This window comes from Actinomadura formosensis NBRC 14204 (assembly GCF_001552155.1).
Classification (GTDB): Bacteria; Actinomycetota; Actinomycetes; order Streptosporangiales; family Streptosporangiaceae; genus Spirillospora; species Spirillospora formosensis.
In genome coordinates this window covers 40,195-64,833 of record NZ_BCQQ01000024.1, presented here as the reverse complement: position 1 = coordinate 64,833, position 24,639 = coordinate 40,195, and the positions used below count along the sequence as shown (strand labels likewise).

Sequence of the window (24,639 nt, the reverse complement as noted above, 5' to 3'; positions counted from 1 at the left end):
GGCGTGCCCCCGGACCGCCGCCCGCCGTTTCCGCCGTTCCCCGTGGACGCCGTGGACGCTCGGACGACCTTCCGGTCGCGCACGCCGGTGTCCACCCTGACCCACATCCGGCCGCCGGAGTAGGGATTTGTGCACACAACGCGTGACTGACCCGTGATTTCCCGGGAGGCATGCGAGCGCGAATCCCTCTAGCGTGGTGGGCATGAACCCCCTCGAACCGGCCTCGTTCCTTGCCGAGCTGACCCCGGCGGAACGCGAGGATTTGGAAGCACGTGGCCGCGTCCGCGACTTCGCGCGCGGGGACACGCTCTTCACCGAGGGGGAGGATCCCGGCTGGGTCGCCGTTCTGCTGCGCGGCCGGGTGAAGGCGTTCTCCTACCATGAGCAGGGCGGCGCGGCACTGCTGGCGGTGCGCGGGCCGGGGGCGTTATTGGGCGAGGTCGGCGCGATCGACGGGCTGCCGCGGTCGGCGTCGGTCACCGCGCTCGAACCGGTGCGGGTGCTCGCGGTCACCGCGGACGAATTCATGGCGTTCCTGCAGGCTCACGGCCGTGTCTCGATCCTCATCATGCGGATGCTGTGCCAGCGCTGGCGTGACGCCGACCGCAAGCGCGTCGAGTTCGGCATGTTCGACGCGACCGGACGGGTCGCGCAGCGGCTCGTCGAACTGGCCGAGCGTTTCGGGGTGCCGCACCGGACGAGTGCGGGCGGTGAGAGCGTCCGTATCACGCTGAACCTGTCGCAGGAGGAGCTGGCGGGATGGGTCGGCGCGTCCCGGGAGGCGGTGAGCAAGGCGCTGCGGACGCTGCGCCGGCACGGCTGGATCGAGACGGGACGCCGGCGCCTGATCGTCCACGACCTCCAGGCCCTTCGCCGCCACGCGCGCTGAGCGGTTCCCGAGGTCCGGGGCGTCCCGGGCCTGCGCGCCGACCCTCCGCGTCCGGGCGGCCGGCCGGCCCGTACTCTGTGCAGGATGCAGCTACAGCAGCTCGCCTACTTCGTCGCGGTCGCGGAGGTGCGTCACTTCACGCAGGCCGCGGAGCTTCTGCGGGTGGCGCAGCCGTCGCTGTCCAAGCAGATCCGCGCGCTGGAGAGCGAGCTGAGCGTCTCACTGTTCCGGCGTGCGCGCGGCAACATCACGCTGACGCCCGCCGGTGAGGCGCTGCTGCCCTTGGCCAAGCGCATCCTGGCCGATGTCGACACCGCCCGCTTGGAAGTGCAAGAGCTGGCCGGTCTCAGGCGCGGACGGGTACGGCTCGGCGCTACACCGTCCCTATGCGCGGGCCTATTGGCGGACGTTCTGCGTCGCTTCCACGACGCCTACCCGGGAATTCAGCTCCTCGTCGAGGAGGGAGGTTCGCGGGACCTCGTCCGGGAGCTGACACGCGGTTCGCTGGACCTGGCCCTGGTCATCCTTCCGCTTCAGGGTGCCCCGCCCCTGGACACGACCCCGATCCTGCGCGAACACCTCGTGGTGGCCTCCCCGGCGGGGGCCGGCACGCCCGTCCAGATGCCGCGCCGTTCGTACCTGCGCATCGAGGATCTGCAGGACCGTCCCCTGGTGATGTTCCGTCCCGGATACGACCTGCGTGAGGCGACCATCAGCGCGTGCCGGGCGGCCGGGTTCGAGCCCAGGTTCGCCGTGGAGGGCGGCGAGATGGACGCCGTGCTCCGCTTCGTCGAGGTCGGCCTGGGGATCGCGGTCGTCCCCAGCATGGTCCTTGCCGGACGTCCCGGCCTGCGCGGGACCCCGCTCGTCCTGGCGGATGAGGAGGCACGCCGGGGCCGCCACGGTCCGGGCCTGCTGCGGACGATCGCGCTCGCCCACCGCAAGGATGTCGAGCTCACCCACGCGGCGCGCGCCTTCCAGGAGACCCTGCAGACGTTCCTTGTGGAGGCGGGCCTGGCCGGAGACCTCCCCGCGGGCGTCGAGAGCCTGGTGGGCGCCTAGATCCGCGGTTGCCCGGCGGCCTCCAGCAGGCGGATCCAGCCGCGGGTCCGGGTCTCCTTGACCGAGACGTCCACCGCCCGGAAGGAGTCCGCGGCGCATCCTCGGCACTGGCGGACGACCTCCTGGTAGAACCAGTCGGACGCGATCAGCGCGAGGACGCCGGGGGAGGCGCGCAGCGCGTCCTTGAGCGGGGCGGCCTCCAGCAGCCGGAACGCCGTGTTGACCGAGCAGCCGGCGACGCCGTGGTCGTCGTAGTGGACCTCACCGGCGTGCATGGCGGCGCGGGCCCTGATGCGCGCGCCCGGTGGCGCCTCCTCGTTGTGCCGTTCCAGCAGGGCCGCGAGCGCGGTGGGGAACGGCCCGGCCAGCCGCTCTTTCGGCACGTCGGGGCCGATGAGGATCAGGGCGCCGTCACCGCGGTCCTCGCAGTAGCACGACTCCGGCGGAATGCCGGACTCGGTGAACGCCTCCCGCAGCGCGCGGTACAGCCCGTCCCGGGTGATGAGCTGGTCCGGGTTCAGCCGGCCCCCGAAGCCCGCGACGTCCACGCAGAGGATCGACCGGTGCACCGCCGGCGGCGAATCCGGCATACCGTGCATCTGCCGATGCAGATGCACCTGCTTCTGCACGTGCATGAGAGGATCGTATTGCAAGATCGCGTCGGTGCGGAGACCTCGCCGCCATGTACGGGAGGCCGATCGGGTCCGGACCGGAAGTGATCGGGTGGTCACATGAGAACGGCCCCGCCCGGTATGCCGGGCGGGGCCGAGATCGAGGGTGGGCTACCGCTTCTTTCCGCCCGCGGTCGCCTTCAGGTAGTCGCCGTTGAGGCGGCCGATGACGTCGAGCGGGATCCCCTTCGGGCAGGCGGCGGTGCACTCACCGGTGTTGGTGCAGCCGCCGAAGCCCTCCTCGTCGTGGGTCTCCAGCATGGACACGACACGGTCCCAGCGTTCCGGCTGCCCCTGCGGCATCAGGCCGAGGTGGGTGACCTTGGCGCCCAGGAACAGGGCCGCGGAGCCGTTCGGGCAGGCCGCGACGCAGGCGCCGCAGCCGATGCACTCGGCGGCCTCGAACGCGCGGTCGGCGTCCGGCTTCGGGACGGGCGTCGAGTGCGCCTCGGGGGCGGTGCCGGTCGGGGCGGTGATGTAGCCGCCGGACTGGATGATCCGGTCGAATGCCGAGCGGTCGACGACCAGGTCCTTCACGACCGGGAACGCCTTGGCCCGCCACGGCTCGACGTCGATGACCTCGCCGTCCCGGAACTTGCGCATATGGAGCTGGCACGTGGTGGTGGCGCGCTCCGGGCCGTGCGGGGTGCCGTTGATGACCAGCGAGCACATGCCGCAGATGCCCTCGCGGCAGTCGTGGTCGAACGCGACCGGCTCCTCGCCGGACGCGATGAGCTTCTCGTTGAGGACGTCCAGCATCTCCAGGAACGATGCGTCGGGGGAGACGTCGTCGAGCTTGTACTCGACCATTCCACCCTTGTCCTGGGGGCCGCTCTGGCGCCAGACGCGCAGTGTGAGCTTCATGATTACTTGTACGACCTCTGAGTCGGCTTGACGTATTCGAAGTCCAGGGCCTCCTTGTGGAGGACGGGCTGCCCGCCCTCCCCGGCCCATTCCCAGGCGGCGACGTAGCCGAAGTTGTCGTCGTCGCGCTGGGCCTCGCCGTCCTCGTCCTGGCTCTCGGCCCGGAAGTGGCCGCCGCAGGACTCGGTGCGGTGCAGCGCGTCGATGACCATCAGCTCGGCCAGCTCGAAGAAGTCGGCGACGCGGCCGGCCTTCTCCAGCTGCTGGTTCAGCTCCTCGCCCTTGCCGGTCACCTTGACGCGCGTCCAGAACTCCGCGCGCAGCGCCGGGATGAGCTCCAGCGCCTTGCGCAGCCCCTCCTCGGTGCGCTCCATGCCGCAGTACTCCCACATGATGTGGCCGAGTTCGCGGTGGAAGGAGTCGACGGAACGGTCCCCGTCGATCGACAGCAGCCTGTCGATCTGGGTCTTCACCCTGTCTTCGGCCTCGGTGATCGCCGTGTCGGCGACCGGGGGGAGGCTGTTGCGGGCGATGTAGTCGCCGATCGTGTTCGGCAGGACGAAGTAGCCGTCCGCGAGGCCCTGCATCAGCGCGGACGCGCCGAGCCGGTTCGCGCCGTGGTCGGAGAAGTTCGCCTCACCGATCACGAACAGGCCCGGGATGGTGGACTCCAGGTCGTAGTCCACCCACAGGCCGCCCATCGTGTAGTGGACGGCGGGGTAGATGCGCATCGGCGTGTCGTAGGGGTTCTCGCCGGTGATGCGCTCGTACATCTCGAAGAGGTTGCCGTACTTGGCCTCGACCTTGTCCCGGCCGAGCCGCGCGATGGCGTCCGCGAAGTCGAGGTAGACGCCGAGGCCGCCGGGGCCGACGCCGCGTCCCTCGTCGCAGACGTTCTTCGCCGCGCGGGAGGCGATGTCGCGCGGGACGAGGTTGCCGAAGGACGGGTAGATGCGCTCCAGGTAGTAGTCGCGCTCGTCCTCGGGGATGTCGTAGGGCTTGCGGGTGTCACCGGCCTTCTTCGGCACCCACACCCGGCCGTCGTTGCGCAGCGACTCCGACATCAGCGTCAGCTTCGACTGGTGGTCGCCGCTGACCGGGATGCACGTCGGGTGGATCTGCGTGTAGCACGGGTTGGCGAACAGGGCGCCGTGCCGGTGGGCGCGCCAGGACGCGGTGACGTTCGAGCCCATCGCGTTCGTGGACAGGAAGTACACGTTGCCGTAGCCGCCGGACGCCAGCACGACCGCGTCCGCCGTGTAGTGCTTGATCTCGCCGGTGATGAGGTTCCGGACGACGACGCCGCGCGCCCGCCCGTCCTCCATGATCAGGTCGAGCATCTCGTGCCGCGGGTGCAGTTCCACGTTCCCGGCGTCGACCTGCCGCATCAGCGCCTGGTAGGCGCCGAGCAGGAGCTGCTGGCCCGTCTGCCCGCGGGCGTAGAAGGTGCGGGAGACCTGCGTCCCGCCGAACGAGCGGTTGTCGAGCAGGCCGCCGTACTCGCGGGCGAACGGGACGCCCTGCGCGACGCACTGGTCGATGATCTGCCGGGAGATGTCGGCGAGCCGGTGCACGTTCGACTCGCGGGACCGGAAGTCGCCGCCCTTGACCGTCTCGTAGAACAGCCGGTACACGCTGTCGCCGTCGTTGCGGTAGTTCTTGGCGGCGTTGATGCCGCCCTGCGCGGCGATCGAGTGCGCGCGGCGCGGGGAGTCCTGGAAGCAGAACTGGATGACGTGGTAGCCGGCCTCGCCGAGGGTGGCGCCGGCGGAGCCGCCGGCGAGCCCCGTCCCGATGATGATGATCTTCTTCTTGCGCTTGTTGGCCGGGTTGACCTGCTTGGCCTCGAACTTGCGGGTCGTCCAGCGGTCCTCGATGGGGCCCTTGGGCGCCTTGGCGTCGGCGATCGGCTCGCCGGACTTGTAGAAGCTGTCGGTCATGGTGGTCAGCTCACCCATCCGAACGTGATGGAGACGGGGATGGCGACGAAGCCGAGCGTGATCAGCGCGGCGAGGGTCGCGGCGAGGCCCCGCAGGGCGTTGTGGGTGCGCGGGCCGCGCAGCCCGAGCGTCTGGAACGCGCTCCAGATGCCGTGGTTGAGGTGCAGGCCGACGAGGAGGACGGCGACGATGTACCAGATGGTGATGTACCAGCGGGACGGGTCGAAGTCGGCGACGAGCCGCTCGTAGGGGGTGGCGTCGGAACCCTTGGGGTTCACGACGAAGAACGTGAGGTCCAGCAGGTGCCAGATGATGTAGACCGCGATGATGACGCCGCCGTACCGCATCGTGTGGGTGGCATAGCCCTGCGCGTGCGACTTCTTCTTGGACTGGTACTTGACCGGGCGCGCGGCGGAGGCGCGGCGGGCGAGCGACACCGCCGACCACATGTGCAGCACGACCGAGACGGCGAGCACGGCCTCAAGGAGCGTCAGGACGGTCCGGTGCGGTACCGCGGGCTCACCGATCGTGCGCAGCCAGTGCGCGTAGTGGTTGAACTCGTCCGCGCCGAGGAAGATCTTCAGGTTCCCGAGCATGTGCGTGATCAGGAACAGCACGAGGACGCCGCCGGTCACCGCCATGACGGCCTTCTTGCCGACGGTTGACCGGTAGATCGCAGGTATCGCTATAGCCACGGCCTGCACGCTATGTCCGGATCGGAGAATAGTTCCAAGTCATCAGCGCACTGGTGGCGATAGCCGCAGGCTATGAATGCACGCAGAACGGCTGTTGTGGCCGTTTTGTAACGTTCCGTCGGGTGAGTGACCTCACAGAGTGTTCGGGAACTCTCCGGGAGAGTGATCGAGAAAACGTTGACGAAAGTCAGGAAGTTGTGGTCAGTGCCTCACGGGCACCACGCCGTGCTGCCGTGACAGCAGCAGGACGGCCAGGTCATCGGTCAGGGCGTCCCCGTTGAGACGTTCCACATCGGTCACCAGCCGGTCGATGAGGCCGCGTCCGGTGGCGCCCGTGTCGTGCGCCTTCCGAGCCAGATCGACGAGCCCGTCGGTGCCGAGCCGGTCGGAGCCCGCGCCGACCTTCCCCTCGATCAGGCCGTCGGTGTAGAGCATCAGCCCCCAGGACTCGCCGAGGTCGATCTCGGTGGTCGGCCACTCGGCGCCGGGCACCAGGCCGAGCGCCGGGCCGTGCGCGTACTCGGGCAGCGCCGCGACCTCGCCCTCCTGCCCGGGGGTGCCGCGGAACAGCAGCGGCGCGGGATGCCCGGCGAGATGCATCCGGGCGGTCCGCCGGGACGGCGCGATCGTGATCATGCAGAGCGTGGTGAAGATCTCCTCGCTGCGCCGCTCGTGCCCGAGGACGGTGTCGAGGGTGCCGAGCAGCTGCTCGCCGGTGTGCCCGGCGAGCACGAGCGTCCGCCACGCCATCCGGAGCTGGACGCCGAGGGCCGCCTCGTCCGGGCCGTGCCCGCACACGTCCCCGATCATCAGGTGGACGGCGCCGCCCTTGGTCTGCACGGTGTCGTAGAAGTCGCCGCCGAGCAGCGCGCGCCGCCGGCCGGGCCGGTAGCGGGTGTGGTGCCGCAGCGACGGGTCGTCGATCAGCGGGACGGGCAGCAGCCCGCGCTCCAGCCGGGCGTTCTCGCGCCCGAGGATGCGCGCCTCGACGAGCCGCCGCCCGGTCTCCTCCGAGCGCTTGCGCTCGATGGCGTAGCGGATGGCGCGGGCCAGCAGCGGCCCGTCGACCTCCTGCTTGACCAGGTAGTCCTCGGCGCCGGCGGCGACCGCCTGAACGCCGAGGTAGGCGTCGTCCAGGCCGGTCAGGACGACGACGGCGGCGGGCCCGGACAGCGCGAGTACCTGGCGGAGCCCCTCCAGCCGGTCGATGCCGGGGGTGGAGAGGTCCACGATGATGCACTGGGTGCGGCGCGTCAGGGTCCGCCGGGCGGCGACGAGGTCGCCCGCGACGGTGATCCCGACGTCCAGGCCGCTTTCGGCGAGCATCTTCTCGACCATGAGGACGTCGGAGGGGTCGTCGTCGATGAGGAGCAGATCGATCCTGTCCTCGGTCCCCGGCGTGAAATGGTGCGTCTGATGGCTGATCGTGCTCACAGGGCTTCCGGAAGTCGGGCTGACGGCACTGGCAACGGCGGTAGCACACCACTTGTTCCCGCGGCTGCGGGAAGGTGCGAGCGGCTGCGCCGGGGCAGCGGCATCGGCCTAGCCGCCAGGGTCCCGGCTCAAGGAGCGGGGGAAGCGTCGCTCCGTACGTTCCAGACCTTAGCGTGTCGTCCCATCTCGGCGCATCCCCGGCGCGCGCCCTGATCGCGTTTTCCGGTCTGCCCGAAACGCGTCCGAGCTGGTGAAAAACCAGTCGAGAACCGAGCGTCTCGCTGCATAACCTTTCGTCCCGTGAAGTCGTTGCCGGAGAAAGATCCTGGCAGACCCGACCACGCTGTTCGAGGGGGGAGGTCCCCCCGCGGCTCCCGGCGCGACTCCGGCGCCGATCGCCGAGCTCCCGCCCGCTACCTGCTGTGGCTGCTGCGCCTCCAGTGGCGCAGCATCACCGCCGGCGCGCTCTTCGGCGTGGTCTGGATGCTCAGCCAGGCACTGATGCCCGCCGCGATCGGCCGCGCCATCGGCGACGGCGTCGCGGCGCGGGACGAGCGCGCCCTCGTGACCTGGTCCGCCGTCCTGTTCGGCCTCGGCGTCGTCCAGGCCGCCACCGGCGCCGTCCGGCACCGGTTCGCCGTGTACAACTGGCTCGCGGCGGCCTACCGGACGGTCCAGCTCGTCACCCGGCAGGCCACCCGGCTCGGCGCGACGCTGCCGAAACGGCTGAGCGCGGGCGAGGTGGTCAGCATCGGCCTGTCGGACGTGTCGCACATCGGCGACTCGCTGGACATCGTGTCGCGTGCGTCGGGCGCCGTCGTCGCGATCGTCGTCGTGGCCGCGATGCTGCTGAGCACGTCGCCGCCGCTCGGCCTGATCGTGCTGGTCGGCGTCCCGCTGATCCTGGCGATCGCGGCGCCGCTGCTGCGCCCCTACCGCGACCGCGAGCTGGCGCACCGCGAGCTGGTCGGCGAGCTGAACACCCACGCCACCGACCTCGTCGCGGGCCTGCGGGTACTGCGCGGCATCGGCGGCGAGCGGCTGTTCTCCGGCCGCTACCGCGCCGAGTCGCGGCGGGTGCGCGCCGCCGGGGTGGCGGCCGCGCGGGCCGAGACCCGGATGAACGGCGCCGAGGTGCTGCTGCCCGGCCTGCTGATCGCGCTGGTGACCTGGGCCGGTGCCCGGTTCGCGGTCAGGGGGGAGATCGGCGTCGGTGAGCTGGTCGCGTTCTACGGCTACGCGGTGTTCCTGATCGTGCCGCTGAAGACGCTCGGCGAGGCCGCCGGGAAGATCACCAAGGGGATGGTCGCGGCGGGCCGGGTGACCGCGCTGCTGCGGCTCGACCCCGAGCTGCCGGGCACCGGGACGGCCCGTCCCGCGGCGGACTCCGAGCTGGTCGACATCGCATCCGGGCTGGTCGTGCGGCCGGGCCGGGTGACCGCGCTCGCGGCGGCCGACCCGCGCGACGCGCAGGTGATCGCCGACCGGCTCGGCCGGTACACCGGCGGCGAGGTCGACTTCGGCGGCGTCCCGCTGTACGAGGTCGCGGACGTCCGGAAACGGATTCTGGTCGCCGTCAACGAGGACCGCCTGTTCTCGGGGCCGCTGCACGAATCCCTGGCACCGGACGGCGACGAAGCGGCGCTGAGGGCCGCGATCCATGCCGCCTGTGCCGAGGACGTCGTCGCCTCGGTCGGACTGGACGCGCATGTAGCCGAGGCCGGACGAGAGTTCTCCGGCGGCCAGCAACAGCGCCTTCGCCTTGCACGGGCGCTCGTATACGACCCCGACGTCCTCATCCTGGTGGAGCCGACCAGCGCGGTGGACGCGCACACCGAGGCACGTATCGCCGCCAGGCTCGGCCAAGCGCGCGTGGGCCGCACCACCGTGGTCTGCACAACGAGCCCGCTGATGCTGGACCGCGCCGACCACGTGGCCTTCGTCCAGGACGGGCAGGTCATCGCAGAAGGAACCCACCGCGACCTCCTGGAGACCGAGCCGCGCTACGCGGCCACCGTCACCAGAGGAGAGGCCGCAGAAAGGGCGGGCATGTGAGCGCCGAGACCCTCCCGGTCGCCGGCCCCGCGCAGGTGCGGGCGTACGCGCGGCGGCTCGTGCTGCGGCACCCCCGCGCCCTCGCCGGGGTGCTGGCCCTGCACGCGCTGGCCGCCGTGACCGGCCTGGTGACGCCGCGGCTGCTCGGCGCCCTCGTCGAGGACGTCCGCGACGGCCGCGCCGACATCGACACCACCGGCCTCGCCATCGCCGCGTTCGTCATCGCCCAGGGCGTGCTGATCCGGTACGCCTACCTCGCGTCCGCGAAGCTGGGCGAGCGGGTCCTGGCCGAGCTGCGCGAGGAGTTCGTCGACCGGGTGCTGGCGCTGCCGCTGTCCACGGTCGAGCGCGCGGGCACCGGCGACCTCGTCAGCCGCGCGTCCCGCGACGTGGACACGCTGGGCACCTCCGTCCGGTACGCGATGCCGGAGACCCTCGTCGCGAGCGTCGTCGGCGGGCTCACGGTCGGCGCGCTGCTGCTCAACGGGCCGCTCGTCGCGCTGCCCGCGCTGGTCGCCGTCCCGATGCTGGTGGCGGTGATGCGCTGGTACCTGCCCCGCGCGCGCGGCGGCTACCTGGGCGAGCACGCGGCGTGGGCGCGCATCGCCGACGGGCTGACCGAGACCGTCCAGGGCGCCCGGACCGCCGAGGCGCTCGGCCTCGCCGACCGCCGGCACCGGCGCGGCGACGCCGACATCGCGGCCTCCTACAAGGTGGAGCGGTACACGCTGCGGCTGCGCACGGTCCTGTTCCCCGTGGCCGAGATGGGTTTCGTGCTGCCCGTCGTGTCGACGCTGCTGGTCGGCGGGCTCCTCTACATCAACGGCATGGCGACGCTCGCGCAGGTGACCGCCGCGACCCTGTACGTGCAGCAGCTCATCGAGCCGGTCGACACGCTCCTGTCGTGGCTGGACGAGCTGCAGCTCGGCGGCGCGTCGCTGGCCCGGCTGCTCGGCGTCGGCGACGTCCCGCCCGACCGGACGCCGAACGGCGGCCGCCCGGCCGGGGAACGGCTCACGGCGCGGGACGTCCGCTACTCCTACCGTCCCGGGCGGGACGTCCTGCACGGCGTGGACCTCGACCTGCGCCCCGGCGAACGCCTCGCGATGGTCGGCCCGAGCGGCGCGGGCAAGTCGACGCTCGGCCGCCTGCTCGCCGGCGTCGACGGCCCCCGCTCCGGCGCGGTCACCGTCGGCGGCGTCCCGCTGGTCGAGCTGCCCCTGGACGACCTGCGCCGCGAGGTCGCGCTGGTCACCCAGGAGCAGCACGTGTTCCGCGGCTCGCTCCGCGAGAACCTCGTGATGGCCCGCCAGGACGCGTCCGACGGCGAGATCCGCCGGGTCCTCACGGCCGTCGACTGGGACGGGCCGGACCTGGACACCGTCGTCGGCTCCGGCGGCGCGACGCTGTCGCCCGCCCAGGCGCAGCAGCTCGCGCTGGCCCGGCTCGTCCTCGCCGACCCGCACACGCTCGTCCTTGACGAGGCGACGTCGCTGCTCGACCCGCGCGCCGCGCGCCGCCTCGAACGCTCGCTCGCCGCCGTCCTCGACGGCCGGACCGTCGTGGCGATCGCGCACCGCCTCCACACCGCCCACGACGCCGACCGTGTGGCGGTGGTGGAGGACGGCCGCATCACCGAACTAGGCACCCACGACGAGCTGATGGCCGCTAACGGCCCTTACGCCGCCCTCTGGGCGTCCTGGCACGGCGGTCACCCGGACAGGGCGGACTTCAGGTAGTCGACCTGGATGTGGAGGAGGTTCTCCGCGACGACCTCCTGTGGGGTCATGTGGGTGACGCCCGAGAGGGGCAGGACGGTGTGCGGGCGGCCGGCGGCCAGCAGCGCCGACGACAGCCGCAGGGTGTGGGCGGCCACCACGTTGTCGTCCGCCAGCCCGTGGATGATCATGAGGGGCCGCTTCAGCTCGCCGGCCATCCCGGTGAGGGAGTTGGCGGCGTAGCTCTCCGGCTCCTCGTCGGGGTGGCCCAGGTAGCGCTCGGTGTAGTGGGTGTCGTACAGGTGCCAGTCGGTGACGGGGGCGCCGGCGATGCCCACATGGAACACATCCGGGCGCTGCAGGACGGCGAGGGCCGAGAGCCAGCCGCCGAACGACCAGCCGCGGATGCCGACGCGGTCGAGGTCGAGCGCGTCCGGATGCCGGCGCGCCGCCTCGACCAGCGCGGTGATCTGGTCTTCCAGCACGGGGCCGACGAAGTCGCCGCGGACGGCGCGGTCCCAGGCCGGGCCGCGCCCCGGGGTGCCGCGGCCGTCCGCGATCACGACGGCGAACCCCTGGTCGGCGAGCCACTGCGGCTCGCAGTACATGCGGTGGACGGCGAGGACGCGCTGGGCGTGCGGCCCGCCATAGGGGTCCATGAGGACGGGCAGGCGCCCCTGGCCGGGCTCCCACCCGGTGGGCAGCACCACGGCGGTGCGGATCTCGCGGTCCCCGCAGCGCAGCAGTTCCACCCGCGGGGTGATCACCGGGGTCTCGGCGAACGACGCGACCGGGTGCACGGCGGACGGCGTGCGCACCTCGGTCTCCGTGCCGGGACGGTCGAGCCGCGCGCCCGTCACCACGGTCACCCCGCCGGAGCGCAGGCCGCCGAAGACGCCCTGCCCCTCGGTCAGCCGCGTCACCTCGCCCGCCTCGTAGGAGTACAGGTGCACCTCGGTCGGCTCCTCCGAGGCGGTGAACAGGATCGACTCGCCGTCCGCTCCGAGCACCGACCGGACCTGCAGGCCGCCCGGCGTGACGGGCTTGCCCGCGACGGTGAGCCGGCGGGTGTCGGTGTCGGGGTCCTCGGAGGTCCAGATGAGGTCTCCGGCGTTCGTCCGGGCGGGCAGGCCGGGGACGATGTCCGTCCACACGGGGTCGTGCTCGGTGTGGACGAGCGACGTCTCGCCGTTGGACGGGTCGACGCTGAGCACCCGCTGCGAGCGCTGGTCGCGCGGCTGGACGACGATCAGCAGGCCGTGCCGGTCCCAGCCGGCCGTGACGAAGTAGGGGAACATGCCGCGGTCCCAGCCGATGCCGACGCGCCGGCCGTCCACCTTGAGCAGCACCAGCGACACCAGCGCGTTCGGCGTGCCGGCGGCCGGGTAGGCGATCTCGGCGGGGGGACGCTCGGGGTTCGCGGGATCGGCGATGTGCCAGCGATGTACCGGCGTCTCGTCCACCCGGGCGACGAGCAGCGTTCCGCCGTCGGGTGACCACCAGTGGCCGCGCAGCCGGCCCATCTCCTCCGCCGCGACGAATTCGGCGAGGCCGTAGGAGATCTGGTCGGACTCCGGCTGGACGAGCGCGCGGTCATCGGTGCCGTCCATCTCGATGAGGCGTAGCGTCCGGCCCGATACGTAGGCGATCCGCTTGCCGGCCGGATCGGGACGCGGGTCGAACACGGGTGTCTGCGCGGGTAGTTCGCGGACGAGTGCGGTGTTGAGGTCGGCGACGTAGAGGCGCCCGGCGAGGGTGAAGACGGCCTGCTCCATGGCCTGGTCGGTGGCGTACCCGACGATGCCGCCCGCCTGCTCGCGGGCCCGCTCGCGCCGGGCGCGCTCTTCGGCGGGCAGGTCCTCCTCGCCCGGGACGTCCAGCGTCGCCGGGTCGGCGACGCACCGCTCCTCGCCGGTCGCGGTGTCCAGCGTCCACAGGCAGGTCACAGGGTCGTCGCCCGCCCTGGTACGCAGGAAGACGACGCGCGACTCGTCCGGCGCGATCTGGAATGCACGGGGTTCCCCGAGGGTGAACCGTCGGGTGCGGGCGCTCTGCCGCGGATAGCTGATGCTCATGACAACCGAGTCTGCCAGGATGACGGGGAAGTACGGCCCGCGGCGCTCTCCCGCCCCTTATGATCACGGGTCGTCGCGTGGTGGCCGGGAATGTCCCGTGCCCGGGTCCGCGCTCGCGTAAGCTCAAAGCTTCCCCAACACTTTTCCTGTCGCGGGCTGAGGAGTGGTCAATGCCGGAGCTGCAGTCGGGAGATCCCCGGCGGCTTGGCTCGTACGAGATCGTCGAACGACTCGGTGAGGGCGGCCAGGGCGTCGTCTACGCCGGCGTGGACGCCTCTGGGAACCGGGCCGCGATCAAGCTGCTCCGCGCCGACCTGGCCGGGGACACGATGGCGCGCACCCGGTTCGTCCGGGAGGCGCAGGCCGCCAAGCAGGTGGCGCGGTTCTGCACCGCGCAGGTCCTGGAGGCCGACGTCGCGGGCGACCAGCCGTACATCGCCAGCGAGTACGTGCCGGGCCCGTCGCTGTACAAGCAGGTCACCGAGAGCGGCCCGATCGGCGGGGCGGCGCTCGACCGGCTCGCGATCGGCACCGCGACCGCGCTCGTCGCGATCCACCAGGCCGGGATCGTGCACCGCGACTTCAAGCCGCACAACGTCATCATGGCGCCGGACGGGCCGCGGGTCATCGACTTCGGTATCGCGCGGGCCCTTGACACCGGGCAGACGAACGCGACCAAGGCGATCGGCACGCCGTCCTACATGGCGCCCGAGCAGGTGGCGGGGGCGACCCTCACCGAGGCCGTGGACGTGTGGGCGTGGGCCACCACGATGGTGTTCGCCGCGACCGGCCGCCCGCCGTTCGGCGACGACACCGTCGTCGCGGTGATCAACCGGGTGATGCACGAGCCGCCCGCCCTGGACGGCGTCCCCGCCGACCTGCACCGGCTGGTCGCCGCGTGCCTGGTCAAGGAGCCGGAGCGGCGACCGACCGCGCAGCAGCTCATGATGGCGCTGATCGGCAGCGGGCCGGGCGGGGCCGGGCAGACCCGGATGGAGGACTCGGCGCAGGCCGACACCATGCTCGCGGAGGGCTCGACGCTCGCCGCCGGCGGCCTCGCCGCGGCCGGGATGATGGCGGGCGCGACCCAGCCCGGCGCCCCCGGTGGTCCCGGCGGCGGGACGCGCCGTGTCTCGCCGGCCGACTACACCGGGACGCTGCCGCCCGCGCCTCCTCCGTACGGCGCCGACCGGGGCCGCCGCGACGGCTGGGAGCCCGAGCACAAGTCCAGGTGGCCGATCCTCGCGGCCGTCGCGGCGATCGCCGCCCTGGCGCTGGTCGTCGGCCTGTTCATGGCGACCCGGAACGACGACCCGCCGGCCGGGCCCGCCACGCCGGCGGTCTCCGACTCCGGCACGGTGTCGGAGACCCCGACGACCGAGGAGCCCGACGAGCCGGCGCCGACCCCCACCCGGACGCGCCGGTACACCACGCCGGCGACGCGGGAGCCGACCACCACGCCGCCGACCTCGCGGGAGCCGACCACCACGCCGCCGACCAGCAGCGCACCGACGACCACGCCGCCGTCCACCGGCACCGGAGGCGGTGACGGCGGTGGCGGCACCGGCGGTGGCGGTACCGGGGGCGGTACCGGCGGTGGCACCGGTGGTGGTACCGGAGGCGGTACTGGCGGCGGTACCGGCGGCGGGACCGGCTGAAGCCCGCCCGCCGGGCTTGCGGGGCGCGTGGGGCAGGGCGGCCATCACCGCGGTGCCGTGCCCTGAGTAGGCTCGTTGACTATGAAGGAGCCGCGGATCCTGTTCGTCCACGCCCATCCGGACGACGAGTCCATCGGGACCGGGGCGACCATGGCCAAGTACGCCGCCGAGGGCGCCCACGTCTGTCTCGTCACCTGCACGCTGGGCGAGGAGGGCGAGGTCATCCCCGAGGAACTGCGCCACCTGGCGTCCGACAAGGAGGACCGCCTCGGCGAGTACCGGATCGGGGAGCTCGCGGCGGCCTGCGAGGCGCTCGGCGTGCGCGACCACCGCTTCCTCGGCGGCGTGGGACGCTGGCGCGACTCCGGCATGATGGGCGCCCCCACCAACGACGACCCGCGCTGCTTCTGGCGGGCGGACGTCGACACGGCCGCGCGGGATCTCGTCGCGGTGATCCGGGAGGTCCGGCCGCAGGTGATCGTCACCTACGACGAGCGCGGCAACTACGGCCATCCCGACCACATCCAGGCGCACCGGGTGGCGCGGCGGGCGTTCGAGCTGGCCGCCGACCCGTCCTACGAGGACGGCGCGCCGCCGTGGCGGGCCGCCAAGTTCTACGCCTACGCCACGCCCCGGACCGTCCTCGCGCGGGCGATCGCGGTGATGCGCGAGGCGAAGCTGCCGTTCGCCCGCGTCGCCGGGCTGGACGAACTGGGCTCCGGCGTCCCGGACGGGCAGGTCACCACGGTCGTCGACGCCCGCGCCCAGCTGCCCGCCAAGCTCGCGGCCCTGCGCGCGCACCGTACCCAGATCGTCGTCGCGCCCGAGCGGGTCGGCCCGTTCTTCGCGCTGTCGAACAACCTGGGGCAGCAGGCGTTCGGCACCGAGTACTTCATCCTGCAGGCCGGTGAGCCGGGCCCGATCGGCGCCGGGCGCCGCGAACGCGACCTGTTCGCCGGTCTCACGGACTGATCAACAAAGGGGACGCCCGTGCCCCGGTACCCTGACGTCCGTGCATAAGGACGACGACGAGGCGCGGGTCAGCCTCGCCAAGGACGGCCGCCCGGCGGGCGGCGACGGCGGCGGGTCCGGCCTGGACCGGGCGGACGGCGAGCGGCCGCTGGACGCGTTCGTGTCCGGCGCCGCCTACGCGGCCCTCGGCCTGCTCGGCGGGGTGTTCGGCCTGGTCGGCTCGTTCGCCCAGGACTGGACGGTCGGCTCCGTCCCGGTCGCGGCGATCGTCCTGGTCGCGCTGGTCTTCCTGATTGCCCGCCTGTCCGGTCTCGGCATGGGCGGCCGGCTCGGTGCGACGGTCCCGGCGGTGACGTGGGGAATCGTGGTGTTCGTGATGTCGATGCGCCGCGGTGAGGGCGATCTCGTCGTCCCCGCGACCACGGCCGGCTACCTGTTCATCATCGGCGGCATGCTCGCCGCGGTGGCCGGGATCATGATGGTGCCGCCGGCCCGCCCGCCGGGCGAGTGGCTGCTCGGGAAGGCGGCGCGTACCCGCAGGTAGCGGCACCGGCCCGGGGGAGCCCCCGGGCCGGCGGCCAGGTCAGGGCGCCACCGGTGCGGGTTCGGGCTCGACGCTGAGCGCGGTGTTCGCCCGGTGGCCCTTGAGGGTCAGGCAGGCGACGGCGCCGAGGAGGATGACGCCGATCGGCAGCCACATCGTCGGCTTCATCGCGTGCACGAAGCCGTGCGAGAACACCTGCCCGGCCAGTTCGTTGACGCGGTGCGCGATGGCGGGCGGGACACCGGGCGGAAGCTGCTGCCTCGCGCCGCTCTGGCCCGCGCCGACCTCCAGGCCGCCCTTGGCCGCGTCCGCGAACCCCTGGACGAAGCCGGGACGCATGTCCGCCGGGAGCGCGGTGGAGCGGGCCGTCGCCTCGTCCCGCAGCGCGGACGCGAGCCGGTTCTGCAGCGTGGCGCCGACCGCCGCGCTGCCGAGCACCGACCCGACCTGCCGGATCATGTTGTTGACGCCGGACGCGGCGCCCGCGAGCCGCGGCGGAACATTCCGGGTCGCCTCGGTGGCCATCGGCGCGAACACCCCGCCGATGCCGAGGCCGGCCACGACGAGCGGGCCGATGAACGCGGTCCAGTCCGTCCCGACCTCGGCGATGGCGACGATCCACCCCATGCCGGCGGCGTAGAGGACGAGGCCGGTCATCAGGATGAACTTGCCGCCGATGCGGTCGGACAGCCGTCCCGCGACGGGCGCGAGGAACATCGACACGACCGAGGACGGCGCCATGACGAGGCCCGCCTTGAGGGCGCTGAAGCCCAGCACCGACTGCAGGTAGATCGTCATCGGCAGGAACATGCCGATCATGCCGACCGAGACGGCCGCGCCGACGAAGTTCAGGACGGTGAAGTTGCGGTCTTTGAACAGCGAGAACGGGACGAGCGGCTCACCGTCCTGGCGGGTGCGCTGCTGGAGGACGAAGACCACGAACAGTGCGAGCCCGGCGGCGATCAGCCCCCAGATCCCCTCGTTCCACTCGTACTTCTGGCCCTCGGTGAGCGCGAACGTGACGCAGAACAGGGCGGCGGACGCCAGCAGGACGCCGGCGACGTCGAACCGGTGCCGGACGGTGCGGGTGTGGCCGGGCAGGATCGGCACGGCCATGGCCAGCACCAGGATGCCGATCGGCAGGTTCACGAAGAAGATCCACCGCCAGCTGAGGCTGGTGACGAGCAGCCCGCCGATCGTCGGGCCGGCGATGGTGGACACCCCGGCGACCGCGCCCCACACGCCGAGCGCGGCACCGCGCCGCTCCGCCGGGAACACGCTGATGATCATCGACATGGTCTGCGGCATCAGCAGCGCCGCGCCGAGCCCCTGCACCGCGCGGGCGGCGATCAGCTGCGTCGGGTCCTGGGCGATGCCGCACACCAGGCTGGACAGCGTGAACAGTGCCACCCCGGTGATGAACAGGTTCTTCTTGCCCCACAGGTCACCGAGCCGGCCGGCGGTGATGAGCAGGACGGCCAGCACCAGGATGTAGGCGTTGACGACCCACAGCACCTGGTCGAGCGAGGCGTCCAGTTTGTCGATCATGCTCGGGATCGCGATGTTCACGATCGTGAGGTCGAGCAGGGTCATGAAGAATCCGAGGGAGAGCGTGAGCAGGATCGCCCAGGGATTGCCGCGCCATTTGCTCATGTTGCCCCCTTGTCGTCATGGCGTGGTGGCCGCGGTCGCGGATGGCAGAGGAACTGCACCTCGTCGTCCTTCCAGGTGAGGCGGCCGGAGTCGAGGTCGTCGGTCAGGCCCCGGACGAAGTCCAGTTCGCCGCGCACCCGCGCGATCAGCCATTCCTGGTCGATCAGCTTGTAGCGTTTGAGGCCCTGCTTGCGAAGTGCGTCGTGTGCGGTCTGGTGCGCGGCGAGCGCGGACTCCAGCACGACCGTGCGGTAGCGCAGCAGCCGGGCGACCTCGCCCTCGGGGAGCAGGTTGATGAACGCCAGCCCGGTGCCGAACAGCGGGAACTCTTCGGTGGGGTTGCGCAGCAGTTCGGCGAGCCGGAGCTGCGCGGCGTCCCGTCCGGCGCTGGTCACCGCGTAGATGGTGCGCTCGGGCCGGCGGCCCTCGCGGCTCGTCTCCAGCGGTTCGATCAGCCCGCACGCGGCGAGCCGCTCCACCGAGTGGTACAGCGACCCGTGCGTGATCTTGACGGCCTGGTCGTAGGCGCAGTCGCGGATGCGCTGCTGCATCTCGTACGGGTGCATGGGGCGGTCGCACAGCATCCGCAGCACGGTCAGCGCGAGCGGTGTGATGGGTCGGGACATGACGGCGGCCTATGGTCGATTCTGGTTAGTCCACTTAGACTAATCCATGTGGACGGCTGCTGTCATCTTTCTTCATGTCCGGCATTTCCGTGCAGGTGGGACGGGGTCAGCGCACGGCGTCCACCGAGTTGGCGGCGCCGTTGCGGGCCACGTAGTCGCCCACCCGGTCCTGCCGGACGGTGGTGAACAGCGTCCGCATTCCATCCTCGTCCAGGAGTACGACACTCTGGCGGTCCCGCTCGGCCGTCCCCGCGACGGGGACGGTCAGGTACTCCGTCAGGGACGTCTTGAGCAGCCGGCGCGCCAGCCTGCGCAGCGTCCCGGCGGTCACCGAGTCGTCCACGGTCACCGAACCGGTCACGGCCCGGACGAACCGGTCGATCCTGATCGGATTGCGGGTGTCCATCGCCTTGTCCGCGAGCGCGTGCAGGAACGCCTGCTGCCGCTTGATCCGGTCGAGGTCGCCGCTCGGCAGGTTCCACCGCTGCCGGACGAAATCGAGGGCCTCGGCGCCGTTCAGATGCCGGCGCCCCGCCTCCCACGTGCGGTTGTGCATCGGGTCGTGGGTCCGCTTGGTGATGGTGACGTCCACGCCGCCGAGCGTGTCCGTCATCTTCACGAACCCGCCGAAGTCGAGCGCGGCGTAGTGGTCGACGCGGACGTGCGTGAGCTGCTCCACGGTACGGATCAGCAGCGGCGGCCCGCCGTAGGCGAACGCCGCGTTGATCTTCGTGGTGCCGTGCCCGGGGACGGGCACCCAGCCGTCCCGCGGGATCGAGATCAACGAGACCCGGTCGCCGCGCCCGGACAGGTGCACCAGCATGATCGTGTCGGCCCGGGCGCCCATCGAGGGGATGTCGGCGCGCCGGTCGGAGCCGATCAGCAGCCAGTTCTCACCGCGTCCGGTGGAGGACGGCCGGCCCGGCGCGGTGGGCAGCGCTCCGGCGACCCGCCTGACCTCCCCGTTGTACGCGCGCTGGAGCAGGTAGAACCCGCTCGCGAGCAGCACCATGAGGCCCAGTGCCAGCCCGCCGCACCCGATGGCCACCCGGCGTCGGCCCTTGTTCCGCAGCATGCCCGCCACACTGCCCCCGCGGGCACGCCGCGCCACCGCGCCGTGCGGGCCCCGGCCAAGTCTTTGATGATCCTCGGGGCTGCGGTGAAGGAGGAAACGCCGCCGGGCGCCGTTGACCGGCGACGTTTCGGTTCAGGGGGCCGGAGCGATGCGGTGGGTTCAGCCCTTGAGGGCGATCTCCAGCTGGTCGAGGGCCCAGTCCAGGTCGTCCTGCTCGATGACGAGCGGGGGCGCGAGGCGGAGGGTGGTCTCGTGGGTCTCCTTGGCGAGGACGCCGAGGCCCATGAGGCGCTCGCTGACCGGGCGGGCCCTGCCGTGCAGTTCGACGCCCGCCCACAGGCCGCGCCCGCGCACCTCGCGGACGAGGTCGCCGGGGAGGTGACCGAGCCGCTCGTGCAGGTGGGCGCCGAGCGTCCGGGAGCGCTCCTGGAACTCGCCGGTCTTCAGCATCGCGATGACCTCGCGGCCGATCGCGCAGGCGAGCGGGTTGCCGCCGAACGTCGAGCCGTGCTGGCCCGGCTTGAACACGCCGAGGACGTCGCGGTCGGCGACGACGGCGGAGACCGGCATGATGCCGCCGCCGAGGGCCTTGCCGAGGATGTAGATGTCGGGGACGACGCCCTCGTGCTCGACGGCGAACGTCGTGCCGGTGCGGCCGAGGCCCGACTGGATCTCGTCCGCGATCATCAGCGCGCCGCGGGCGGTGCACAGCTCCCGCACCGCGCGCAGGAACCCGCTCGGCGGGACGTTCACGCCGGCCTCGCCCTGGATCGGCTCGATCAGCACGCCGACGGTGGCGTCGTCCATCGCGGCCTTGAGCGCCTCGGCGTCCCCGTACGGGACGGTCCGGAAGCCCGGCGTGTAGGGGCCGTAGGAGTCGTGGGCGTCCGGGTCGGTGGAGAAGCTGATGATCGTGGTGGTGCGGCCGTGGAAGTTGCCCTCGAACGTGATGATGTTCGCCTGCCCGGCCGGGACGCCCTTGACCTCGTAGCCCCACTTGCGGGCGGTCTTCAGCGCGGTCTCGACGGCCTCGGCGCCGCTGTTCATCGGCAGCACCATGTCCTTGCCGCACAGCTCGGCCAGCTCGGACACGAACGGGCCGAACTGGTCGTGGTCGAAGGCCCGGCTGACCAGCGTGACGCGGTCGAGCTGCCGCTTGACGGCCGCGGTGAGGCGCGGGTTGCGGTGCCCGAAGTTGACCGCGGAGTAGGCGGCCAGCATGTCGAGGTAGCGGCGGCCCTCGACGTCGGTCAGCCACACCCCGTCCGCCTCGGCGACCACGATGGGAAGGGGGTGGTAGTTGTGCGCGCTGTGCTCCTCGGACATGGCTCGCAGCTGGTCGGTCGGCGTCACGACGCTCCTTCGCGGCTCGGCCCGGCCGGATGGGCCGGGGGCATGGCTGGGGCACCGGGGTGGGGCCCCGGTGCCGGGAGAGGAGGCCGGGCGGGTCAGGTGGCCGCCGGTCCGCCTCCCAGCGTATGTTCGGAATTGACCGGCGACCAATGACGAAAACCGACTTAGAGGGTGCTGTTCGTTGCGTCTTGACGAGCTCGACCGTCACATCGTTGCGCGCCTCCTGGAGGACGGCCGCGCTTCGTACGCGCAGATCGGGGCGAAGGTCGGGCTGTCGGCCCCGGCGGTGAAACGGCGGGTCGACCGGCTGCGGTCGGACGGCGTCATCACCGGCTTCGCGGCGGTCGTCGACCCGGCGGCGCTCGGCTGGACGACCGAGGCGTTCATCGAGATCTTCTGCACGGGTGCGACGTCCCCGGAGGAGATCTACTCGAGTGTCCGCGGCCATCCGGAGGTCGTCGCGGCGTACACGATCAGCGGCGACGCGAGCGCGCTGGTCCATGTGCGGGCCCGTGACATCCAGCACCTGGAGCAGGCCCTCGAACGGCTGCGCCGGGAGAACAACATCACCGCGACGAAGACGGCGATCGTGCTGTCCCGGCTGATCGGGCGTCCGACCGACGCGCCTTCGGGCCAACCTGTTACCGATCGGTAGGCTCCCGTCCATGGACTTCGCGACCGCTGACCTCATCGACGACTTCGGGGACGAACTGCGCAGCTGCGAGACGCAGTTCCGCCGGTACGGGGCGCGGGCGTCGTTCGCCGGCCCGGTCTCGACCGTGCGCTGCCACCGTGACAACGGCCTGGTGAAAAAGCTGCTCAACACGCCCGGCGCGGGCCGGGTGCTGGTCGTGGACGGCGCCGGTTCGCTGGCGTCCGCGCTGCTGGGCGACATGATCGCGGCGGCGGCGGTGGCGAACGGCTGGGCCGGCGTCGTGATCAACGGTGCGGTCCGGGACGTGGCGGCGCTGCGCGGGCTGGACCTCGGTGTGCGGGCGCTCGGCGCCAACCCGCGCAAGAGCGCCAAGGACGGCGCCGGCGAGGTGGACGTCCCGGTGTCGTTCGGCGGCGTGGAGTTCCGCCCCGGCGACTGGCTCTACAGCGACGAGGACGGCATCGTCGTCGCCGGGCGCGAGTTGCCGCTGTGACCTGCGCGCGCCGCGCGAGATGCCAGGACATTCAGCGCAAGATCGGCTAAGTCGGCCCTAGCCGGGAGCAATCTCCTGTTCTTACCTACTTCTCAGCAACCCACCGGAGAGGTAGGGGAGACATGCGCGCCAAGAAGACGCTGCTGGTTCCCGCGGCGGCAATGGGGCTCATCGTGGGACTCGGGGCCGTGCCGGCCGCCGCACAGCCGAGACCGCCGATCCCGAAACCGACCGCGAACCCCTGGCAGATGCGGCACTGGCCGCAGACCCAGCCGTGGCAGCGCGGGCAGCCGTCCGCCCGCGCGTTCGCGGCGGGCGCCCCGCGCCCCATCGACCCGCAGAACTACGAGCTTCCCGACACGATGACGTGGGGCGACTACAAGAACGTCCCGGGAACGTCGTGGGCCGACCCGTACCGCAAGGGGTCGGTGAAGAACTTCAACGGCGCCGTCGTGCTGGTGGACTACCCGAACCAGCCGTTCGAGGTGACGCAGCCGAAGAACTCGTCGATCTTCGGCAACCCGACCGTGGCCGGCGACGTGCCGCGCGAGCGGGTCGCGAAGTTCTACCAGGACTTCCTCAACCGGCCGCAGAAGCTGAACCACGGCCACACGCTGCACGAGTACTGGATGGAGGATTCCGGCGGCCGGTACGGAGTGGACCTCACCGCGTTCGGCGCGTACCGGATGCCCGGCAAGGACCACGAGTACGGCCTCGGCTGGCCACAGGACGGGGCGGGCTGCCCCGCGGGCGACACCTGCGGCCGCGACCTGCGCAAGGACGCGCGGGCCGCGTGGGTCGCCGACGTCGGCGAGGCGACGGCCAAGAAGTTCGACTTCGTGTTCTTCCTCAGCGCCGGGCAGGACGAGTCGTCCACCTGGCAGGAGTTCGGCGAGATGAAGTTCGACACGAAGGAGAAGGTGCCGAGCGCGTGGGGGCCCGGTGACCCGAACCTGCCGAACTGGGTGAAGACCCGCTACGTCGAGTGGACGTCCTGGCAGGCGGGGTCCACGATCTGGCCGAACGCCGAGCCCGGCAGCTCCACCCAGGCGGAAAGCTCCGGCATGGCGGTCTTCGCCCACGAGTTCAGCCACATCCTGGGCATCGGTGACAACTACAACAACCCGTACGGCGTCCCGCCGCGCCGCGCCTACAGCGGCCCGTGGGACATGCTCAGCCGCGGCTCGTTCAACGGGCCCGGCGGCCCGCACACCCGGTGGACGATCCCCGCGACGAGCGGCGCGTCCATGGGCGCGCAGCACATGCTCCGCAACAAGATGAAGCTCGGCATGGTGGACCCGGCCAAGGTGCTGCAGCTCAGCCGGGACGCGCTCGCCTCGTCCGGCATGGTCGTCGCCAAGGTCACGGCCCGTTCCACTGAGCCGGGCAAGGGCGGCCTCGCGGGCATCAACCTGAAGCTGGGCCAGGGCGGCGACAAGAGCCCGGCCTGCGACACCGGCACCGACCCGCTCTGCGACGGCGGCGGCTACGACAACTACACCATCGAGGTCGTCGACCGGATGGGCACGGACTCCTTCACGCCCGACTCCGGCGTCCTGCTGGCGAAGACCAAGGACCGTGACCGGTCCCCGTTCATCTGGGTGAAGGACGCCAACCCCCAGGACATCAACAAGGTCGACTTCGTCCTGCCGGACGGCACCCCGAAGAAGATGACGATCGGCGACTACCGGCAGCTGTCAGACGCCCTGTACCACGCGGGTACGAACTCCGGCAGCGAATACGAGTATGTGGACGAGGCCAACCGGCTGCACTTCTACGTCCTGAACCTGAAGCGGGACCGGAGGGGCGTCCTGTCGTACACGGTCGCGATCAGCTCGCTGGACGGCGCCGGGCCGCAGCGGCGCGGCGTGCGGATCGACCCGGGGTACGCGAGCCCGACCGGCTCCGGCTGGATGAAGTGCACGATGACGCTCCGCAACACGGGAGGCGGCGGCAGCGGCCACCACGGCTCCGACGTGTTCCGCCTGCGGGCCGAGGCGTCCGGCGACGGCTGGACGACGTGGCTGCCGAACGAGCTGGCGACCGCGCGGGCGGGGGGCCGCACCGGCGTCGAGGTCTGGGCGAAGCCCGCGCCGGGCGCGTCCCGGCACGCGCGGCTGCGGCTGACGGGGACCTCGGAGAGCGACCCGTCGAAGTCCGGCTCCGGGACGTGCCGCCTGCGCTGACCCCGTAGCCGGAACGACCCG

At 71.9% G+C, this 24,639-nt stretch carries 20 protein-coding genes; 10 read left to right on the top strand and 10 right to left on the bottom strand.

Annotated elements, in window-relative coordinates:
• Positions 1-202: 202 nt before the first annotated feature.
• Together AF1_RS09045 and AF1_RS09040 are read left to right on the top strand one after the other, a co-directional pair.
• Positions 203-889, top strand: a complete 687-nt coding sequence (locus AF1_RS09045) for a Crp/Fnr family transcriptional regulator (protein ID WP_067795019.1) — start codon at positions 203-205, stop codon at positions 887-889.
• Between the two features lie 84 nt (positions 890-973).
• Complete coding sequence (locus AF1_RS09040; RefSeq protein ID WP_067794992.1) at positions 974-1,951, top strand: LysR family transcriptional regulator; 978 nt, start codon at positions 974-976, stop codon at positions 1,949-1,951.
• Here the strand turns inward: AF1_RS09040 and AF1_RS09035 are convergent.
• The 5 genes from AF1_RS09035 to AF1_RS09015 all read right to left on the bottom strand — a co-directional run bounded on the left by AF1_RS09035 (position 1,948) and on the right by AF1_RS09015 (position 7,555).
• Positions 1,948-2,586 (bottom strand): nucleotidyl cyclase domain-containing protein, encoded by a 639-nt coding sequence (locus AF1_RS09035; RefSeq protein ID WP_067794989.1) that lies wholly within the window; start codon positions 2,584-2,586, stop codon positions 1,948-1,950. The genes AF1_RS09040 and AF1_RS09035 overlap by 4 nt on opposite strands.
• Before the next feature lie 147 nt (positions 2,587-2,733).
• Complete coding sequence (locus tag AF1_RS09030) at positions 2,734-3,486, bottom strand: succinate dehydrogenase/fumarate reductase iron-sulfur subunit (protein ID WP_067794988.1); 753 nt, start codon at positions 3,484-3,486, stop codon at positions 2,734-2,736.
• A 2-nt stretch (positions 3,487-3,488) separates the two neighbouring features.
• Positions 3,489-5,426, bottom strand: coding sequence for a fumarate reductase/succinate dehydrogenase flavoprotein subunit (locus tag AF1_RS09025; protein ID WP_067795017.1), 1,938 nt, complete (start codon positions 5,424-5,426; stop codon positions 3,489-3,491).
• Between the two features lie 5 nt (positions 5,427-5,431).
• The gene (locus AF1_RS09020; RefSeq protein ID WP_084262657.1) at positions 5,432-6,121 is read right to left on the bottom strand and encodes a succinate dehydrogenase cytochrome b subunit; all 690 of its coding nucleotides are present in this window, start codon (positions 6,119-6,121) and stop codon (positions 5,432-5,434) included.
• 201 nt (positions 6,122-6,322) lie between these two features.
• Positions 6,323-7,555 (bottom strand): PP2C family protein-serine/threonine phosphatase, encoded by a 1,233-nt coding sequence (locus AF1_RS09015; RefSeq protein ID WP_084262650.1) that lies wholly within the window; start codon positions 7,553-7,555, stop codon positions 6,323-6,325.
• A 300-nt stretch (positions 7,556-7,855) separates the two neighbouring features.
• Here AF1_RS09015 and AF1_RS09010 point away from each other — a divergent pair, with 300 nt between their 5' ends.
• Together AF1_RS09010 and AF1_RS09005 are read left to right on the top strand one after the other, a co-directional pair.
• Complete coding sequence (locus AF1_RS09010) at positions 7,856-9,610, top strand: ABC transporter transmembrane domain-containing protein (RefSeq protein WP_084262648.1); 1,755 nt, start codon at positions 7,856-7,858, stop codon at positions 9,608-9,610.
• Positions 9,607-11,349 carry an ABC transporter ATP-binding protein gene (locus AF1_RS09005; RefSeq protein ID WP_067794982.1) on the top strand — a complete coding sequence of 581 codons (1,743 nt, stop codon included), beginning with the start codon at positions 9,607-9,609 and terminating at the stop codon, positions 11,347-11,349. The genes AF1_RS09010 and AF1_RS09005 overlap by 4 nt, the downstream gene beginning before the upstream one ends.
• On the opposite strand, the gene AF1_RS09000 is transcribed toward AF1_RS09005, so the two are convergent.
• A complete protein-coding gene (locus tag AF1_RS09000; protein ID WP_067794979.1) occupies positions 11,322-13,403 on the bottom strand; it encodes a S9 family peptidase in 2,082 nt (693 codons plus the stop codon). The two genes, AF1_RS09005 and AF1_RS09000, sit on opposite strands and share 28 nt — an antisense overlap.
• Positions 13,404-13,573: 170 nt before the next feature.
• On the opposite strand from AF1_RS09000, the gene AF1_RS08995 reads away from it, so the two are divergent.
• The 3 genes from AF1_RS08995 (at position 13,574) to AF1_RS08985 (ending at position 16,577) form a co-directional block, all read left to right on the top strand.
• On the top strand, positions 13,574-15,061 hold the full coding sequence (locus AF1_RS08995) for a serine/threonine-protein kinase (RefSeq protein ID WP_084262646.1): 1,488 nt from the start codon (positions 13,574-13,576) through the stop codon (positions 15,059-15,061).
• Positions 15,062-15,142: 81 nt separating this feature from the next.
• On the top strand, positions 15,143-16,033 hold the full coding sequence (mshB, locus tag AF1_RS08990) for an N-acetyl-1-D-myo-inositol-2-amino-2-deoxy-alpha-D-glucopyranoside deacetylase (RefSeq protein WP_067794976.1): 891 nt from the start codon (positions 15,143-15,145) through the stop codon (positions 16,031-16,033).
• A 40-nt stretch (positions 16,034-16,073) separates the two neighbouring features.
• Positions 16,074-16,577 (top strand): DUF6113 family protein, encoded by a 504-nt coding sequence (locus AF1_RS08985; protein ID WP_067794973.1) that lies wholly within the window; start codon positions 16,074-16,076, stop codon positions 16,575-16,577.
• 39 nt (positions 16,578-16,616) lie between these two features.
• Here AF1_RS08985 and AF1_RS08980 read toward each other — a convergent pair whose 3' ends face one another.
• The 4 genes from AF1_RS08980 to rocD form a co-directional block, all read right to left on the bottom strand.
• A complete protein-coding gene (locus AF1_RS08980; protein ID WP_067794970.1) occupies positions 16,617-18,230 on the bottom strand; it encodes a DHA2 family efflux MFS transporter permease subunit in 1,614 nt (537 codons plus the stop codon).
• Entirely contained in the window at positions 18,227-18,856 is a 630-nt protein-coding gene (locus AF1_RS08975; protein ID WP_067794967.1) for a PadR family transcriptional regulator, read from the bottom strand. The genes AF1_RS08980 and AF1_RS08975 overlap by 4 nt, the downstream gene beginning before the upstream one ends.
• A 106-nt stretch (positions 18,857-18,962) precedes the next feature.
• Entirely contained in the window at positions 18,963-19,931 is a 969-nt protein-coding gene (locus AF1_RS08970; protein WP_067794964.1) for an LCP family protein, read from the bottom strand.
• Between the two features lie 159 nt (positions 19,932-20,090).
• Positions 20,091-21,284 carry an ornithine--oxo-acid transaminase gene (gene rocD, locus AF1_RS08965; protein WP_067794961.1) on the bottom strand — a complete coding sequence of 398 codons (1,194 nt, stop codon included), beginning with the start codon at positions 21,282-21,284 and terminating at the stop codon, positions 20,091-20,093.
• A gap of 181 nt (positions 21,285-21,465) precedes the next feature.
• Here rocD and AF1_RS08960 point away from each other — a divergent pair, with 181 nt between their 5' ends.
• From AF1_RS08960 to AF1_RS08950, 3 genes are all read left to right on the top strand, one after another.
• Positions 21,466-21,939 (top strand): Lrp/AsnC family transcriptional regulator, encoded by a 474-nt coding sequence (locus tag AF1_RS08960; RefSeq protein WP_067794958.1) that lies wholly within the window; start codon positions 21,466-21,468, stop codon positions 21,937-21,939.
• A gap of 10 nt (positions 21,940-21,949) precedes the next feature.
• Entirely contained in the window at positions 21,950-22,432 is a 483-nt protein-coding gene (rraA, locus tag AF1_RS08955; protein WP_067794955.1) for a ribonuclease E activity regulator RraA, read from the top strand.
• 122 nt (positions 22,433-22,554) lie between these two features.
• Positions 22,555-24,618: a M6 family metalloprotease domain-containing protein gene (locus AF1_RS08950; RefSeq protein ID WP_242608809.1), complete on the top strand. Its 2,064-nt coding sequence runs from the start codon at positions 22,555-22,557 to the stop codon at positions 24,616-24,618.
• Positions 24,619-24,639: the final 21 nt, after the last annotated feature.

Bases quoted from the DNA above. Each gene is read 5' to 3' on its own strand.
- AF1_RS09040 (WP_067794992.1), top strand. From the start codon at position 974: ATGCAGCTACAGCAGCTCGCCTACTTCGTCGCGGTCGCGGAGGTGCGT.
- AF1_RS09035 (WP_067794989.1), bottom strand. From the start codon at position 2,586: ATGCACGTGCAGAAGCAGGTGCATCTGCATCGGCAGATGCACGGTATG.
- AF1_RS08950 (WP_242608809.1), top strand. From the start codon at position 22,555: ATGCGCGCCAAGAAGACGCTGCTGGTTCCCGCGGCGGCAATGGGGCTC.
- AF1_RS08975 (WP_067794967.1), bottom strand. From the start codon at position 18,856: ATGTCCCGACCCATCACACCGCTCGCGCTGACCGTGCTGCGGATGCTG.
- AF1_RS09045 (WP_067795019.1), top strand. From the start codon at position 203: ATGAACCCCCTCGAACCGGCCTCGTTCCTTGCCGAGCTGACCCCGGCG.
- rraA (WP_067794955.1), top strand. From the start codon at position 21,950: ATGGACTTCGCGACCGCTGACCTCATCGACGACTTCGGGGACGAACTG.
- mshB (WP_067794976.1), top strand. From the start codon at position 15,143: ATGAAGGAGCCGCGGATCCTGTTCGTCCACGCCCATCCGGACGACGAG.
- AF1_RS09000 (WP_067794979.1), bottom strand. From the start codon at position 13,403: ATGAGCATCAGCTATCCGCGGCAGAGCGCCCGCACCCGACGGTTCACC.
- AF1_RS09030 (WP_067794988.1), bottom strand. From the start codon at position 3,486: ATGAAGCTCACACTGCGCGTCTGGCGCCAGAGCGGCCCCCAGGACAAG.
- AF1_RS09025 (WP_067795017.1), bottom strand. From the start codon at position 5,426: ATGACCGACAGCTTCTACAAGTCCGGCGAGCCGATCGCCGACGCCAAG.
- AF1_RS08995 (WP_084262646.1), top strand. From the start codon at position 13,574: ATGCCGGAGCTGCAGTCGGGAGATCCCCGGCGGCTTGGCTCGTACGAG.
- AF1_RS08970 (WP_067794964.1), bottom strand. From the start codon at position 19,931: ATGCTGCGGAACAAGGGCCGACGCCGGGTGGCCATCGGGTGCGGCGGG.
- AF1_RS08980 (WP_067794970.1), bottom strand. From the start codon at position 18,230: ATGAGCAAATGGCGCGGCAATCCCTGGGCGATCCTGCTCACGCTCTCC.